Source organism: Phocaeicola faecium (genome assembly GCF_014837055.1).
Lineage (GTDB): Bacteria > Bacteroidota > Bacteroidia > Bacteroidales > Bacteroidaceae > Phocaeicola > Phocaeicola gallinarum.
The window spans coordinates 37972-53766 of sequence record NZ_JACSPQ010000014.1; the positions used below are offsets into that span (position 1 = coordinate 37972).

Genomic DNA, 15795 nt, shown 5'->3' on the forward strand with positions numbered 1-15795 from the left:
ATATGAAAATAACACGGTATTGGGTAGGATATTTGGCAGGGCTGTTCATCGTGTTGGGAGGACTCGTGACACCCGGACGGGCAGCATCTTTTTTGATTTCAGAAGAGATGGAAGATTCTGTTCAGTCATGGTTGCCTGCCGATTCGGTTTTTACCCACTTTTTAGCGCGTCATAATATTCCGCTTACCGCCCATAATGAACTTGAACTGTTGCCGAGCGGGAGATTGAAGTTTGGCAGTTTGTTTCAAGAGATACAGAAAGCGAAACATCATATTCATCTTGAATATTTTAATTTCCGGAGCGATTCTATTGCTAAAGAACTGTTTACCCTGTTGGCCGAAAAAGCCAAAGAAGGGGTGAAGGTGCGTGCCATGTTCGATGACTTCGGGAACCTTTCCAATAATCGGCCGCTCCGCAAAGAACACCTGAAGATGTTAAACGAGCGCGGCATTGAAATCATTAAGTTCGACCCGATACGTTTCCCCTATGTCAACCACATTTTTAGCCGCGACCATCAGAAAATCGTGGTTATCGACGGTAAGGTGGGCTATACGGGCGGAATGAACATCGCGGATTATTACATCAACGGACTACCGGAAATCGGGCCGTGGCGAGACATGCACGTTTGCATTAAAGGCCCGGCAGTGGAGCAGCTTCAGAAAGCATTTTTGAGTGTATGGAACAAAGAGTCCGGCCAGCAGATAGGGGGAGATGAATATTTTCCTTTTGACCACGATTCGCTGGATAGCCTGCCTCCCCATTTGGGAAATCAGGTAGCAATCATTCAGCGCGTTCCGAAGGTTTCGCCCGATATTATGCGCGAGGCTTACATTGCTGCGATGGATGCGGCGGAGCACAGAATACAAATTATCAATCCCTACTTTACGCCTACGGTCAGTGTGCGTAGAGCGATTAAGCGGGCAGCAAAGCGCGGGGTGAGGGTAGAAATCATGATTCCCGGAAAATCAGACATCCCGTTTACGCCCGATGCCGGATTTTATTTCGCCAACAAGCTGCGTAAGGCGGGGGCACACATCTATGTTTTTAATGGAGGGTTTCATCATTCTAAAATCATGATTGTAGACGACCGTTTCTGTACCGTAGGCAGTACGAATCTCAACAGCCGCAGCCTGCGTTACGATTATGAAATCAATGCGTTTATTTTCGACCTCCCCACAACCGCTCAGTTAGGCGATATCTTTAAGGCAGACAAGCAGAACAGTACGATTATGACGCGCGAAGAATATAAAAAACGTTCGGGATGGAAAAGATTTGTGGGCTGGTTTGCCCATTTGTTCACGCCCGTATTATAGGAAAACACTTCGGCCTGTATAAAAATATCCGCATATCTTTAAAGAAACCAACTGATGTTTTTAAAGATATGCGGATAAATTTTTAAGTGTTCCCCGCTGCTGGAATCCACGCGGGGAAACGGAGTGGCGGATTATAATCCGTGGATAATGTGAATCATCTGTTCGCCCAAGCCGATGGTATAGCCGTGTGATTCGAATACCACGCGGTTAAATGTGTCGCTGATAATGAATACAGGCAACTGTCCGCCGTGTTCCAATTTCATGTTTTCGGCTATCATGCGGCGGATTTTGCCATCGGTGTCGATACCGAATTTCACGGTAGAAGGCAGGTTGGGGAAGTCCTTGTGATTAAACTTGCTGTATGCTTCCTTGTCGGTAAACAGCAGCAGAACGGTGCGTCCCCATTTTTCGAATTCGTTTTTCTTGATTTCGATGTCCTTCAACGCATGGTTGGTAGGCTCCTGACCTACTCCAAGTACGCCGATGATGTAATATCCGCGTCCCGTGGTAGCCAGTACGCTGGTTTCTTCACCGCCTTCAACCGGCATGTATTTCGCTTCTGAATCGAAGTTACCGATAACACGGATTTCTTCAGTATTTTCACGCATTACGAGGTCGATGGTTGTAGTTTTTCCTTCCTCTATGGTGAAGAAAGCAACGTTGCTCAATACACTTCCATCTGCCATACGGCTACCTGTAACCAGCTTGTAGTAGCCGGTTTCCATCTTCGTTCCGTTCTTGAGAAGCGATTCCCATGTTGCATCTTCGGGATAACTCATCAGGCGGAAAATACCGTTATCGTATTTAGAAAGTGTGAAATGCGTATAATATTTCGGATTATTCAGGCGCGGAATAGCCTTATAGGTCGCTTTCAGTGTGCCTTCCGACGGACGTTGACTTACAGCTGTTTCAAAGTCAACCTTTACGGTTTCGCCATTTTTGAGGTAATAAATATTTCCGTTTACGGCATCTTTCTGGGCAGGTATGCCGAGGCTTCGGGCTGCTGCAACAAAGAAAATCTCGCGCGAGCCGGTATCGGTAACACGGCTTCTCCATACGCCTTCGGGCGATGTGGTAGTAAAGATTGTATTCAAATCGTTGCGGATGATGAGGCTGTCTTTACACCAGTTAACCAATTGTTGCGGGTCGTTGCGGAACTGTTCAGCCAATGCTGCGGGAATATTTTTTTGCAAGTAGGCGCGGTATGGAGTCAGTATTTCGCTGGCAATACGCGGAGCAAGAACCATTTTGATATCGGCTGTCGGGTCGGTATTATACAAGTGGTCTTCTAAGATGGCGCAAGGTGTGTCGCGCAGGTCTTTCTCAGAGACGGTAGACAATAATTCCAAAGCGCGTTCGCCCATCTTTTTGGCTGTTGCGTTTTTCAGGAATGACATGATGTCGGCGTGGTTTCCTCTTGATTTCAAGATGAATGCCACTGTTTTTTCTTTATCCAAGCCTTGTGCTTCGGCAAATTCTTCAGCTTGTTCCTGAGTAGGGAAGGTACCTACATAAGCATTTCGTATCGAGTCTTCTTCGTTCATTCGACGTGTATTTTCGGCACGTTGCTCGTCGGTTACCTTAGGCATGTTTGCTTTCTCTACCGGCGGAACAATGTTGAACGGAACGGTAAAGTCATCGCCTTCCTGATGGTCAAGAACCACGGTTACTTGTTGGTCTTTTCCGAACGATGCTTTCTGGATACCAAATTTGCCGTTTGCCGATGCGTAAATCAGCATATCTCCCAGTCCGGCAGACAAAGAGGCATGTCCGTTTTCATCGCTGATTTTGCTTGCTACGGTATAGAACTCAGCATAATTGTAGATTTTGAATTCTACATTTGCTCCGGCAACCGGACGGTTTCCATCGTCTTTAACTAAGATTTCGATGGGAGCGTTTTCTCCGTAATTTTCGATGATATTGATTTCAGTATAGTTTGCCGTTTGTTTCATGACTTCTTCCGGTCCGTCATACGCACCGAATACTTTGGTGTGCATCAGCATCCCCCGGCTTGCGGGTGCGTTAAACCATCCTAAGTTCAATACCGGTTCGGGTTCACAGGCACCTAAGAAATACCATTTTCCGTCTACCCATGCTTCTACCCACGCATGGTTGTCGTCGGTGTGTGCCCATCGGGGAGTATAAACCTGACGGGCAGGAATACCTACCGCACGCAGAGCAGCTACGAGGAAAGTCGATTCTTCTCCGCATCGTCCGTATGCCGTTTTGACGGTAGCCAACGGAGCACTGGTACGGCTGTCGGAAGGCGTATAAACCACCTTCTCATGACACCAGTGGTTTACTTCCAATACTGCATCGTAAGCCGAAAGACCATTTACGCGCGGAAGCAATTCTTTGGCAAAAACCTCACGCGCGTTATCCAAGTTTTCATTGTTTATACGTACGGGCAGTACAAAATGGCGGAAAATCAAGTCGGGAATGTTTTTTCCCCATGAGGTCGATTGACGTGTTTCTAATGCTTGTCGTACATTGTTAAGATAAAATTCTCCGGAATAATCGGTAATGTCTCCGGGAGTCATGTATGCGTACAGAAACATCATAGCTTCCCGTTCCGTCTGAGTCATCTCTTGATTGAAAATGGCAAACAAATCGCCTCGGTTCAGCGTTGATTGCTTTTCAGCGAAATCGGCTTCCACTTTAGCCCGGTAGTCAGTCTCTTGAATAAAGTGGTCGGAAGAGCAAGCAGCAAGAATCAGTGTGATAACAATTGCAGAGAGAAAAATAATGTGCTTTGTCATAAAGATGAAGATGTGTAAATAAAATTGTGAACAGAGGTAGTAATAAAAGAAATAAGTATAACCCTTTACTTATAAAAGCGAACGACCGCGTCTCGTTTTATAGATGACGAGGCGCGGTCGGGCCTAATCTTTTGGTTGAGTTATCTGTATGTATCAGATAGGCTTGTACTCAACGAATGCTTCCATTGCTTCGTAGCAAGCTAATCCCAAGTGGTCGTACAATGATGCTGTACCACGGTTACGGTCTTCGCTGCGCTGCCAGAACAGACGTTCGTCGTTTCCGAGGAACGGAGCGCTTTCCATCTGTGACTGATGTTTCAAGATAGAGTTACGTTTAGCGCGTAATTCTTCAGGACTCAAAGGAACAGCCATTTCGATGTTTTCAATTTCCCATTCAGCCCATGCTCCACGGTACATCCAGATGCGGCAGTCGTTCAGCCATTCTGCATTTGCATTCTTTTCTTCATCGATGGCAGCAAATACGGCATCTGTACATACGCGGTGTGTTCCGTGCGGGTCAGCCAAGTCGCCGGCTACATAAATCTGATGCGGTTTTACTTCACGCAGCAAGTTCTGTACAATTTCCACATCGGCTTCGCTGATAGGATTCTTTTCGATTCTACCCGTTTCATAGAACGGAAGGTCGAGGAAGTGACAGCGGTTCAACGGAATCTTATTATAGGTACAAGCCGTACGAGCTTCTCCACGTCGGATAAGTCCCTTGATGGTAAGGATATCGCGTGTGTCGATATCGCCTTCTTTTTTATTGAGCAAGAAGTTCTTGATTTCAGCATATTTTTCGCAGATAACCTTGTCGCCACCTTCTTCGAACAATTGGTTGAATCCGTTGATAAAGTGCATGAAGCGTACTACTTCTTCATCGCCTACGGCAATGTTTCCAGAGGTTTCGTAAGCAATGTGTACTTCATGACCCTGCTGAACGAGGCGACGGATAGTTCCACCCATTGAAATAACATCGTCATCCGGATGCGGTGAGAACACAATGACACGTTTCGGGAACGGTTTGGCACGTTCGGGACGATAAGTATCGTCTGCATTGGGCTTTCCTCCCGGCCATCCTGTGATGGTGTGCTGCAAATCGTTGAATACCTTGATATTTACGTTATATGCAGAACCGTAAAGAGCCAGCAGTTCGCTCAATCCGTTTTCGTTATAATCTTTGTTTGTAAGTTTCAGAATGGGCTTGTTCAAAATGCTGCACAGCCATGCGATAGCGCTTCGAATCAGTTTGTCGTTCCATTCGCAGTTGGTTACTAACCACGGACGCTGGATGCGGGTAAGATGGGCAGCAGCAGCCAAGTCGATACAAACAGTGGCATTGGTATGAAGTTGCAGGTAAGAAGCCGGCAGCGTATCGCTTACTTTGTCTTCTACTGCACTCTTGATGATATCAGCTTTATCTTCTCCCCAAGCAATGACATATACCTTGCGTGCTCCGAGAATCGTATTGATACCCATTGTGATAGAGCAAGGAGGCAGATTGTCGACACCAATGTTACGAGCCGATTCGGCACGCGAAGTAGCATTGATAAGAATCAGTCGGGTAGTAGAGTTGACTTGCGAACCGGGTTCGTTCATACCGATGTTACCTTCTCTTCCGATACCCATTACGGCGATGTCAATACCTCCGTATGTCTGGATGCGTTGCTCGTATAAGCGGCAATGGTCGATGATGGCATCTTGCGGAATGCTGCCGTCCATTGTAAACACATTCTGTTTATCAATATCTATTTGCGAGAGAAGTAATTTGTTCAGATGATTAAAACTGCTTCCGGCTCCTTCAGTCAGCGGGTAATATTCATAAAGATTAAAGATAATAACATTACGGAAGCTGATACCGTCTTCCTTATGACGGCGTACCAGTTCGCTGAATAAAGGACGTAACGAAGCACCCGTACCGATAGCAATCGTACAGAATTTGCCTTCGCGTTGTCTGTCTTGGATTTTGGCGATGATTTCGTCAGCTATCTGGCGAGTGCCTTCTTCCATTGTTTCAAAAATGTTTGTCTGTATCTTTTCCAAGCGGGTTAATACAGAACGCTCAACCGCACTCTCCACTTTATAGTAGCGCGGAGAAACGCGATTCAATGAGATTTGGGAGCTGAGATTCGTTCTCATGGTTATAATGATTTAATGAATGTACCTATAATTTTATTAGAGATTGTTTTTTTCGATATCTTTAAAGTACTTGTATGTACCAACTTTAAGTTCATCGGTTGCAGCTTCATCGCACACGATGATTCCGTGTTGGTGCATTTGCAATGCACTGATGGTCCACATCTGCGTGATGCCACCCTCTACGGCATGTTGAAGGGCGCGTGCCTTGTTATGTCCGTTACAGATTATCAATACCTCACGTGCAGACAATACCGTACCTACACCTACGGTAAGAGCTGTTTTGGGAACCTTGTTCACGTCATTCTCAAAGAAACGAGAGTTGGCAATGATTGTGTCGGTGGTCAATGTTTTTACGCGGGTGCGTGAAGACAGTGACGAACCCGGTTCGTTGAATGCGATGTGTCCGTCAGGACCGATACCGCCTAAGAACAGGTCGATGCCTCCGAATTTTTCGATTTCCTTTTCGTAGTTGGCACATTCGGCTTCCAAGTCGGCTGCATTTCCGTTAAGGATGTGAATGTTTTCTTTGCGGATGTCGATGTGGTTAAAGAAGTTATTGAACATGAATGAATGATAGCTTTCCGGGTGAGACTCGGGCAGTCCTACGTATTCGTCCATATTGAACGTTACCACATTGCGGAACGAAACAACTCCTTTTTGGTTGAGTTCGATTAGAGCTTTATACATGCCAAGCGGAGACGACCCTGTGGGAAGTCCCAAAACGAAAGGCTTTTCTTCTGTCGGTTGGGCAGCATTGATTTTTTTTGCGACGTAATTCGCAGCCCAGTTTGACAGGGCTTGGTAATCAGGTTCAATAATTACTCTCATAGCTATATGTATTTTATTGGTTAATTAGCATTCTTTACTCTTGCAAATATATTAAGGATTATGAATATAGACAAATAAAAAGTTTTTTTTTCTATTATAATTCCTGTGTTATTAAATAAAATAATTAATTTTGTGGAGTTACAATAAATAATGTAAATATGGGACAGGCGTTATTGGCAGATATTCAGAAAGGATTAAAGACTGCATTGATGAAGCAACGCATCATCACGCATCTTATTTATAAGGGAACGACAACGATTACAGATTTGTCGAGAAGTATGGGGTTAAGTGTGCCTACCGTAACCAAATTTATTGATGAACTTTGTGCGGATGGTTACGTGAACGATTGTGGAAAACTGGAAACGGCTGGCGGACGTCATCCCAGTTTATATGGGTTAAATGCTGATTCCGGATATTTTGTAGGAGTGGATTTAAAGAAAGATTCGCTTAATATGGCTCTGATTAATTTCAAGGGAGACGTGATTAACATTGAAATGAAAGTGCCTTTTAAGCAAGACAATACGATGGACTGTGTCGATCGTCTGGCGGAAGAAATCCGGCGTTTTATTAGTTCTTTGTCTGTCGATACTAATAAAATACTGAATGTTTGCGTTGGGATGAGCGGCAGGGTTAATCCCAATATAGGTTGTAACTATACGCGCCTGAATTTTGGGGAAGAACATCCGATTAGTGCTTTGCTTGCCGAGCGGCTGCATTTGAATGTATGTATAGATAATGATAGCCGGGCGATGGCGTATGGCGAATTTATCAAGCGTAGTGACGGCTGTCCGCGTAATCTGATATTTATTAATGTAAACTGGGGATTGGGCATGGCTATTATTGTAGACGGTAAAATGTACGATGGCATGTCCGGATTCTCCGGAGAGTTTGGACATAACTACGGATACGATAACCAGCAGATTTGCGAATGCGGGAAAAAAGGATGTATTGAGACTGAAGTTTCCTGCTCGGCGCTTTATCGGAAATTTATTGAGCGAGTGAGGGCAGGCGAAAATTCGGTGTTGACCCAAGAAAAGCCCATCGACGAAATAACGGTCGATGATATTATTTCAGTGGTAAAACGTGAAGATGTGCTTGCCATCGAATTGGTAGAAGAGATTGGAGCGAAGCTGGGACGTCATGTCAGCGATTTGATAAATATATTTAACCCCGAACAGGTTATTATCGGAGGTGAGTTGTCGCGGGCGGGAAATTATCTGCTTCCACCCATTATTTCGGCCGTTCGCCGTTATACTTTGAATTTGATGTATCCCAGTGCAGATATTGTTCTTTCAGAATTGCAGGATAAAGCAAACGCTATCGGTTCGGCGCTTTTGGCGCGCAGCAAGTTGTTTGCATCATAAAGCATTTTACTTTGGTTGGAAAAGAAAAAAATTGTTTCATAGGATCAAGTATGTTGTTGGTCTTATGAAACTTTTTTTTGATCCCATGAAACAGGTCTGTTTTTTGTTCTGCGTCAAGAGATAAGACGAATGTCGCTTATCTCGTTACGTTACCCCATGCATGGGTTTTTCCGGCCATAATAAATCCCTGTTTTAGAATGTCTTTAATCTTTTTCATTTTGTGTTATCCTTTAGCTTTTATGTTTTACAACACAAAATTACGCTTTTCTTATCATGCTTGTACGCAAAACGATGAAAAAATACGCTGAAAGCCACTAAAACTTGATTTGAATCAATCCGTCAGAAAGCAAGGCGCTTAGAGCCTGTTTAAATTTTGCTCTGCCTCAGTTTGAGAATTGTTTTCGAGGATGTTTTTCGGCTTTTACGAGGATGATAGCGGGCTATCTGACGAGTAAAAACGGGGAAACAGACCGGAAACAAACTCAAAAAGGGGCGGATAAAAATACTTAATCGGAAAATTTAAACAGGCGCTTAAATTCACTTTCATAGTTGGGAGTGAATACGTTTTGCCCGATATGGTTGCGGATTTCGTCTAAAGTCCAGAAACGTCCTCCCTCTAATTCTTCGCTGGGAGTAATTACGCCATCGTACACGGTTTTATGGGCGAATACCAGTTCTTTTTCCCGGTCCGACTCGAATACATAATGTGTTAAAAGCTGGGGAGTAAAATCCTCTATGCCTAATTCCTCGCGTGCTTCCCGCTTCAATGCCATTTCTACGCTTTCTCCCAAGTCGATGTGTCCGCCTACTGCCGTGTCCCATTTTCCGGGTTGGATGTCTTTCCACTCCGGACGCTTTTGCAGGTAAAGCTCGCCTCGGCTGTTGAACACATGCAAGTGGACTACCGGATGAAGCAGCTTGCTGCCGTTATGACATTCGCCTCGGCTGGCAGCTCCTGTTATGTTTCCTTCTTCGTCTACGAGGGGAAACATTTCTTCACTGTTATCTTTCATGAAACGGGAGGGTTTATGGTGTTTAAAAAGAAAAAGATACCTGTGGCAATCATTACGCACCCGATGGCGGCATAGAAAAGGCGCGCCTGTTTGCGTCCTACGTTGCTTACTATGAATTGTGAGTTGCGTGCCGTAAAAAGCCAGTCCCAGTTAAAGACGGCTCCTAATAAGGCAACAGCCCCCACAAGTACGAACAAGGCTTGTAAGAAATAATGTATTCCCATGATTGCAGTTATTCTTCTGCGTCGTTGAAACGTATCATGCGGCTGCCGTTCTCCGTTTCTTCAATATAAACGTTTACGGTATTTCCCGGCAATAAGTCTTCAATTAATTCCGGCCATTCGATGAAGCAAAGTGCGCCGCTGTAAAAGTAATCTTCGTAGCCCATGTCATACACTTCTTCCAGCTTCTTGATGCGGTAAAAATCAAAATGATAGATTAGTTCACCGGTTGTATCGGAACGATATTCGTTGACGATGGCAAACGTAGGCGAGTTGATCACGTCCGTTACGCCCAGTTCCTCACATACTGCCTTGATGAAAGTTGTTTTGCCCGCGCCCATTTTTCCGTAAAAAGCAAAAACGGTATTGTCTCCCATTGCGGCGATAAACGTGCGCGCAGCTTCGCGAATATGTTCCAATGAATCAATCTTTAGTTCCATAATGTTTTGTTAATAAGTTGATAATGCAAAAGTATAACAAAAAAGCCAACGTTAAGTTGTTTCCGTCGGATTTTTGTATCATCCTCCCGGTAAAAATCCTATTCGGAAGACACTCCGGTCTTTCGGTTAGTTTTACTCAAAACATGCGGTAGCGTTACCCTGTTCATGCGGTAGCGTTTTTCACTTAGGCAGATATTTTTCCCGGAATATTTTCTCATCGGGCGGAAACCATTACTTTTGCATCCGTGAAACCTATTATTCGAAAAAAGAAAAGACTATGAAACAACTTTTTATCTTTATTCTTCTGTGCTGTTTTTGCGGATTGAGTGCCGCAACGGGCGATTATACTTACCGGAGAAACATTCCTTACCGTGCGGTGCCTTCCGGCGATGCGTACACGGATTCCGTATGCAGGTTAGACGTTGCCGTGCCGAAGGGAGTAACCCATGCGCCGGTAGTGGTATGGTTTCATGGCGGCGGGCTGACGGGAGGAAGCAGGGAGCTGCCCGAACCGTTGCTGAACGGCAAGTTGGTGGTAGTGGGCGTGGAGTACCGCCTGTCTCCAAAAGCTACGATACAGGAAATATTAGACGATGCTGCGGCTGCCGTGGCTTGGGCGATGGATAGCGTGGAATATTATGGCGGAAGCAAGGAGAAGATTTATCTTTCCGGACATTCTGCCGGAGGATATCTGATAGACATGGTAGGCTTGGATAAAAGTCTGTTGGCAAAATACGGGAAGAATCCGGATACGATAGCCGGACTGATTCCGTTCAGCGGGCAGGTCATTACTCATTTTGAAGCGCGTAACCGGATGGGGATGCCTCCGCTTCAGCCGCTGATTGACCGTACGGCCCCGCTTTATCACGTCCGGAAAGACTGTCCGCCTTTGCTGATAATCTCCGGCGACCGCGAAAAAGAACTTTACGGACGTTATGAAGAATCGGCATATTTTTACCGCCTGTTTAAACTTTTGGGACATCCCGATGTTACCCTTTACGAGTTAGACGGATACGACCACGGAAACATGCCTGTGGCTGCTTTCCCTTTGTTGCTGAGGTTCATTGAAGAACATGAAAAAAAATAGGCGTAACCGGGAAAATATGTATCTTTGCATACCTATATATTATATATACTAAACTATTCTGTAAATGACGAATCATACACCTGAAATAGCAATTCTTGAACCGAATACGCTGACGGCTTTGGGGCTGCGCACCATACTCGAAGAGTTGATTCCCGAAGGAGTTATCCGTACATTTCCATCGTTTGGAGGATTGATAGCCGATACGCCGGATATGTATGCCCATTATTTTGTTTCGGCACAGATTTATTTTGAGCATACAGCCTTTTTCATAGAGCGACGTCCGAAAACCATTGTTCTTGCTGCGGGTGAACAACCGCAACTGAATGGCATTCCGACATTGAACATTTGTCAGTCTCAAGACCGTCTGGTGAAATCCATTATGGAGCTTCGCCGCTACGGACACGCTTCGTCTCACCCGTCTGATGTTCCGGCTCAGGATATGGAGCATGAACTTTCGCCCCGCGAAATAGAAGTGTTGGTGCTTGTAACGAGAGGACTCATCAATAAAGAAATAGCAGAGAAGCTGAATATCAGTCTTACTACGGTTATTTCGCACCGCAAGAATATAACCGAGAAATTAGGAATAAAATCGGTGTCGGGTTTGGCTGTATACGCCGTCATGCACGGATATGTAGAGGTCGACCGCATCTGATATCCGGTAAAATCCTCATAAATTAGGATTGTGTTTTTCGGAGATATGCCTTTACTTTGCAGCCGAATTACTAAACCTAATAATATAAAGGATGAAAAGACGTACAGCGCTTGTTCTGCCTGCTGTTGCCATGCTGGTTTGCTCGGTGCAGGCTAAGGCGGAACACTACATTTTGCCCGGAGATACAACGAAAGTGATAGACATTGAAGAAGTAGTTGTGATAGCTACACCGAAAGAAAATGCCCGTTTGAGGCAGCAAGCCGTGTCAGCCACTTCGTTTTCGCAACGCGATATGCAAAGCAATTCGGTGGTTTCGGTAAAATCTCTTTCAGGATTGGTTCCTAACTTGTTTATACCCGATTATGGCTCGAAACTGACCACGTCGGTTTACGTGCGTGGTATCGGTTCGCGTATCAATACGCCGGCAGTAGGACTGTACGTCGATAACATCCCTTTCATTGACAAATCGGCTTTCGATTTTAATTATTCCGATATCGAACGAATCGACGTGTTGCGCGGCCCGCAGGGAACGCTTTACGGACGTAATACAATGGGCGGACTGATTCGTGTTTATACCAAGTCGCCTTTTACTTATCAGGGGACTGATTTGCGGTTGAGCGGTGCAACGTATAACGACTACCGCGCTTCTTTGACCCACTACCACCGCATATCGGAACAGTTTGCTTTCTCTGTGGGTCTGTTCTACCGCCATGAGGGAGGCTTCTTCAAAAATACGTATACAGATAAGCGCATTGACCGCAACGATGAGTTTGGCGGACGCATACGGGCCATTTATTTGCCCCATGAGAACCTGAAATTAGATTTTACCGTTAATTACGAATATAACAATCAGGGCGGATATCCGTACGAGTATACCGGCCGGGTTTCAGGGACGGAAGACCGTGAAGCGTATATCGGGAAGATATCTTATAATAATGACTGTGGTTACAAGCGTAATCTGTTGAATGCCGGAATGAATGTTGAACGTCATACTGATGCATTTATATTGAGCAGTGTTACGGGATTCCAATACCTGCGCGACCACATGGATATGGACCAAGATTTTACGGAGCGGGATATTTACACTTTGACTCAGATACAGAACTCTAAAACGCTTTCCGAAGAAATTATTATGAAATCCTTGCCCGGACGACGCTGGCAATGGACTACCGGTGTGAGCGGTATTTACCAGTGGCTTTCTACTGACGGACCTGTCACTTTCCGCAATGACGGGGTAAAGAGTATGATTGAGGATAATGTGAATAATGTTTTTGCTTCGCTGAAAGCAAGTAATCCGCGTATGCCCGACATGGAACTCGATGTAACCGATCCGATGTTTACGGTAAGCGGGCATTTCAAAACTCCTACAGCCAGTACCGCCATTTATCACCAGTCTACCATTAACGATTTGTTTGTGGAAGGGCTTTCACTGACAGCCGGTTTGCGTCTGGAGTATGAGAAGTATTGGCTGACCTATAATTCAGGCACTCAGATGAATTTCGATTTCAATGTCAAGCTGCCGATGATGGAGATTCCTTTGCGCGACATGCAAATCAATCCTTTGCTGGATGGTAAATTAAATACAGATAACTTCCAGTTGCTTCCGAAAGTTGCATTGAAATACGATTTTACCCCCAATACGAACATTTATGCCAGCGTATCGAAGGGATATCGTTCGGGAGGCTATAACGTACAGATGTTTTCCGACTTGATACAAGGTGAAATGACCGGTCAGATGATTGCCGCCATTGATGAGAAATCACATGGGATGGTTACTCAGATGGCAGGCGATAAGTTACCGAAAACAGAAACGGATATTAAGGGCACTACCTCTTACCGTCCGGAATATTCGTGGAATTATGAAATAGGTTCTCATTTAACGCTGTTCAACGGCAAACTTCAGGCGGATTTTGCGGCATTCTATATGGATACTCACGACCAGCAGTTGTCTCGTTTTTCTGAAAGAGGCATGGGCCGCATCACTGTCAATGCCGGAAAGAGTCGGAGTATAGGTGCTGAGGCAGCTCTTCGCACCCAAATAACCGATGCGTTCAGCCTGCATGGAAATTACGGCTATACCTATGCTACCTTTACCGATTATGTTACTAACGAGAAAACATCAAACGGAACAATGGCAGAGGTAAGCTATAACGGTAACTACGTGCCTTTCGTTCCGAAGCATACTTTTACCGTAGGCGGACAGTACGTATTTGCGCTTCGTAATACCCGCATCCTCGACAATATTACGCTTGACGCCAATTATCGGGCTGCCGGACGTATTTATTGGACAGAGAAAAACAATGCCAGCCAGTGTTTGTATGGCACGTTGAACGGACGTATCAGCCTGAATAAAGGAAACGGACAGGTGGCGTTATGGATAAACAATGCGTTGAATAAAGATTATCAGGCATTTTATTTTGAAACGATGGGACGAGGATTCGCTCAAATGGGGCGTCCGTTACAAGTTGGTATAGATGTGAGATGCAGATTCTAAACATTCGATGGCATCGGGTAATCAGATAGGCTATACGAGGAAATAAGCTGATTGGGCAGCAAATCCGGATTCAGAGTGAAACGGGTTTGCTGCTTTTTATTTTTATAGCTTGTATGATGGGTTTCGAAAAGGAAATAAATTGTAATTTTGCAACGTAGCCGATTCGTTCATAATCTGAACGTATCGGTTGTCTTGAACATCAAAAATTAGAGCGTAAGATGAAAACAAAAGAAATTCCGGTGCTGCTCCTGACCGGTTATCTGGGCAGCGGAAAGACTACTTTAGTAAACCATATTCTTTCAAACAAGCAGGGGATTAAGTTTGCTGTCATTGTCAACGACATTGGTGAGGTGAACATCGATGCCGACCTGATTCAGAAAGGAGGTATCGTGGGCAAGAAAGACGACAGCCTTGTGGCTCTGCAAAACGGATGTATCTGCTGCACACTGAAAATGGACTTGGTGGAACAGATATTCGATTTGATGAAATTACAGCGTTTCGACTATATCGTAATCGAGGCAAGCGGCATCTGCGAACCTGAACCGATAGCACAAACCATTTGCTCTATCCCTACGATGGGAGGTGCATACATCAAGTATGGTATTTGCCGTTTGGATAGCATCGTGACCGTAGTCGATGCGTTGCGTCTGCAAAGCGAATTTGCCTGCGGCGATGACCTGACGCGCAAAAACATTGATGAGGAAGATATTGAAAATCTGATTATCCAGCAAATCGAGTTCTGCAATATCATTCTGCTGAACAAGGCTTCGGAAGTAGAGCCTGAAGAGCTGAAACGCATCAAGCAGATAATACGGACGTTGCAACCGGGGGCTGAAATCATTGAATGTGATTATTCGAAAGTGGATTTGGATAAGATAATCAACACGCATCTGTTTGATTTTGAAAAAGTGGCAATGTCGGCAGGATGGATTCGCGGCATCGAGCAGCAGGCTACCGAGGAAGAGGAACGGGAGGCTCACGCACACGGACATCACCACGAAGCCCACGAGCATCACGAGGAACACGACCATGATGAGCATGAACATCACCACCATCATCACCATCACGAGGGAGGCGAAGTAGAGGAGTACGGCATCGGTACATTTGTATATTACCGCCGTCCGGCATTCGATATCCATAAGTTCGACCGCTTTATCGCAACCAAATGGCCCAAGAATGTAATTCGTGCGAAAGGCGTTTGTTACTTCAGCCATAATCGCGACATGTCGTTCCTGTTCGAACAGGCAGGCAAACAAAAACAGTTGCGTGAAGCCGGTCTGTGGTATGCCACGGCTCCGGAGGAAGACTTGATTAAGCTCATGCAGCAAGAACCCGGACTGATGCGCGACTGGGATGCGAAGTACGGCGACCGCATGGAAAAGATTGTTTTCATCGGTCAGCACTTAGACAAAGAACAGTTGGCGCGCGACCTTGATGAGTGTTTGGAATAAAAAAGAATGATTCATACGCATACGTTGCGTAAAA

Annotated in this window: 12 protein-coding genes; 6 read left to right on the forward strand and 6 right to left on the reverse strand. The window is 45.2% G+C overall.

Annotated elements, in window-relative coordinates; translation table 11 throughout:
- Nucleotides 1–2 precede the first annotated feature (2 nt).
- On the forward strand, nucleotides 3–1313 hold the full coding sequence (gene cls / locus H9626_RS11075; RefSeq protein WP_178256490.1) for a cardiolipin synthase: 1311 nt from the start codon (nucleotides 3–5) through the stop codon (nucleotides 1311–1313).
- A 131-nt stretch (nucleotides 1314–1444) separates the two neighbouring features.
- On the opposite strand, the gene H9626_RS11080 is transcribed toward cls, so the two are convergent.
- The 3 genes from H9626_RS11080 to nagB form a co-directional block, all read right to left on the reverse strand.
- Nucleotides 1445–4072 (reverse strand): transglutaminase-like domain-containing protein, encoded by a 2628-nt coding sequence (locus H9626_RS11080; RefSeq protein WP_191710503.1) that lies wholly within the window; start codon nucleotides 4070–4072, stop codon nucleotides 1445–1447.
- A 153-nt stretch (nucleotides 4073–4225) separates the two neighbouring features.
- A complete protein-coding gene (locus tag H9626_RS11085; protein WP_178255565.1) occupies nucleotides 4226–6211 on the reverse strand; it encodes a glucosamine-6-phosphate deaminase in 1986 nt (661 codons plus the stop codon).
- Nucleotides 6212–6247: 36 nt separating this feature from the next.
- Nucleotides 6248–7039, reverse strand: a complete 792-nt coding sequence (nagB, locus tag H9626_RS11090) for a glucosamine-6-phosphate deaminase (protein ID WP_178255564.1) — start codon at nucleotides 7037–7039, stop codon at nucleotides 6248–6250.
- Between the two features lie 158 nt (nucleotides 7040–7197).
- Here nagB and H9626_RS11095 point away from each other — a divergent pair, with 158 nt between their 5' ends.
- Nucleotides 7198–8403 (forward strand): ROK family transcriptional regulator, encoded by a 1206-nt coding sequence (locus H9626_RS11095; protein ID WP_178255563.1) that lies wholly within the window; start codon nucleotides 7198–7200, stop codon nucleotides 8401–8403.
- Nucleotides 8404–8909: 506 nt separating this feature from the next.
- Here H9626_RS11095 and H9626_RS11100 read toward each other — a convergent pair.
- From H9626_RS11100 to tsaE, 3 genes are read right to left on the reverse strand one after another with little or no spacing between them, the layout of a single operon-like run.
- Complete coding sequence (locus H9626_RS11100) at nucleotides 8910–9416, reverse strand: NUDIX hydrolase (RefSeq protein ID WP_191710504.1); 507 nt, start codon at nucleotides 9414–9416, stop codon at nucleotides 8910–8912.
- Nucleotides 9413–9640, reverse strand: a complete 228-nt coding sequence (locus tag H9626_RS11105) for an immunity 17 family protein (RefSeq protein WP_178257612.1) — start codon at nucleotides 9638–9640, stop codon at nucleotides 9413–9415. Before H9626_RS11105 ends, H9626_RS11100 begins: the two co-directional genes overlap by 4 nt.
- Nucleotides 9641–9648: 8 nt before the next feature.
- Nucleotides 9649–10077: a tRNA (adenosine(37)-N6)-threonylcarbamoyltransferase complex ATPase subunit type 1 TsaE gene (gene tsaE / locus H9626_RS11110; protein ID WP_178257613.1), complete on the reverse strand. Its 429-nt coding sequence runs from the start codon at nucleotides 10075–10077 to the stop codon at nucleotides 9649–9651.
- Between the two features lie 277 nt (nucleotides 10078–10354).
- Between tsaE and H9626_RS11115 the strand changes: the two genes are divergently transcribed.
- From H9626_RS11115 to H9626_RS11130, 4 genes are all read left to right on the forward strand, one after another.
- Nucleotides 10355–11164, forward strand: a complete 810-nt coding sequence (locus tag H9626_RS11115) for an alpha/beta hydrolase (protein WP_191710505.1) — start codon at nucleotides 10355–10357, stop codon at nucleotides 11162–11164.
- 64 nt (nucleotides 11165–11228) lie between these two features.
- A complete protein-coding gene (locus H9626_RS11120; RefSeq protein WP_178257615.1) occupies nucleotides 11229–11816 on the forward strand; it encodes a helix-turn-helix transcriptional regulator in 588 nt (195 codons plus the stop codon).
- 91 nt (nucleotides 11817–11907) lie between these two features.
- A complete protein-coding gene (locus H9626_RS11125) occupies nucleotides 11908–14310 on the forward strand; it encodes a TonB-dependent receptor (RefSeq protein WP_191710506.1) in 2403 nt (800 codons plus the stop codon).
- Nucleotides 14311–14528: 218 nt separating this feature from the next.
- Nucleotides 14529–15761, forward strand: a complete 1233-nt coding sequence (locus H9626_RS11130) for a GTP-binding protein (RefSeq protein ID WP_178257617.1) — start codon at nucleotides 14529–14531, stop codon at nucleotides 15759–15761.
- The last annotated feature ends 34 nt before the right edge of the window (nucleotides 15762–15795 follow it).

Coding starts and splice junctions, on each gene's coding strand:
- H9626_RS11100 (WP_191710504.1), bottom strand. CDS start 9,416: ATGAAAGATAACAGTGAAGAAATGTTTCCCCTCGTAGACGAAGAAGGA.
- tsaE (WP_178257613.1), bottom strand. CDS start 10,077: ATGGAACTAAAGATTGATTCATTGGAACATATTCGCGAAGCTGCGCGC.
- H9626_RS11085 (WP_178255565.1), bottom strand. CDS start 6,211: ATGAGAACGAATCTCAGCTCCCAAATCTCATTGAATCGCGTTTCTCCG.
- H9626_RS11080 (WP_191710503.1), bottom strand. CDS start 4,072: ATGACAAAGCACATTATTTTTCTCTCTGCAATTGTTATCACACTGATT.
- H9626_RS11105 (WP_178257612.1), bottom strand. CDS start 9,640: ATGGGAATACATTATTTCTTACAAGCCTTGTTCGTACTTGTGGGGGCT.
- H9626_RS11095 (WP_178255563.1), top strand. CDS start 7,198: ATGGGACAGGCGTTATTGGCAGATATTCAGAAAGGATTAAAGACTGCA.
- H9626_RS11125 (WP_191710506.1), top strand. CDS start 11,908: ATGAAAAGACGTACAGCGCTTGTTCTGCCTGCTGTTGCCATGCTGGTT.
- H9626_RS11120 (WP_178257615.1), top strand. CDS start 11,229: ATGACGAATCATACACCTGAAATAGCAATTCTTGAACCGAATACGCTG.
- H9626_RS11115 (WP_191710505.1), top strand. CDS start 10,355: ATGAAACAACTTTTTATCTTTATTCTTCTGTGCTGTTTTTGCGGATTG.
- cls (WP_178256490.1), top strand. CDS start 3: ATGAAAATAACACGGTATTGGGTAGGATATTTGGCAGGGCTGTTCATC.
- H9626_RS11130 (WP_178257617.1), top strand. CDS start 14,529: ATGAAAACAAAAGAAATTCCGGTGCTGCTCCTGACCGGTTATCTGGGC.
- nagB (WP_178255564.1), bottom strand. CDS start 7,039: ATGAGAGTAATTATTGAACCTGATTACCAAGCCCTGTCAAACTGGGCT.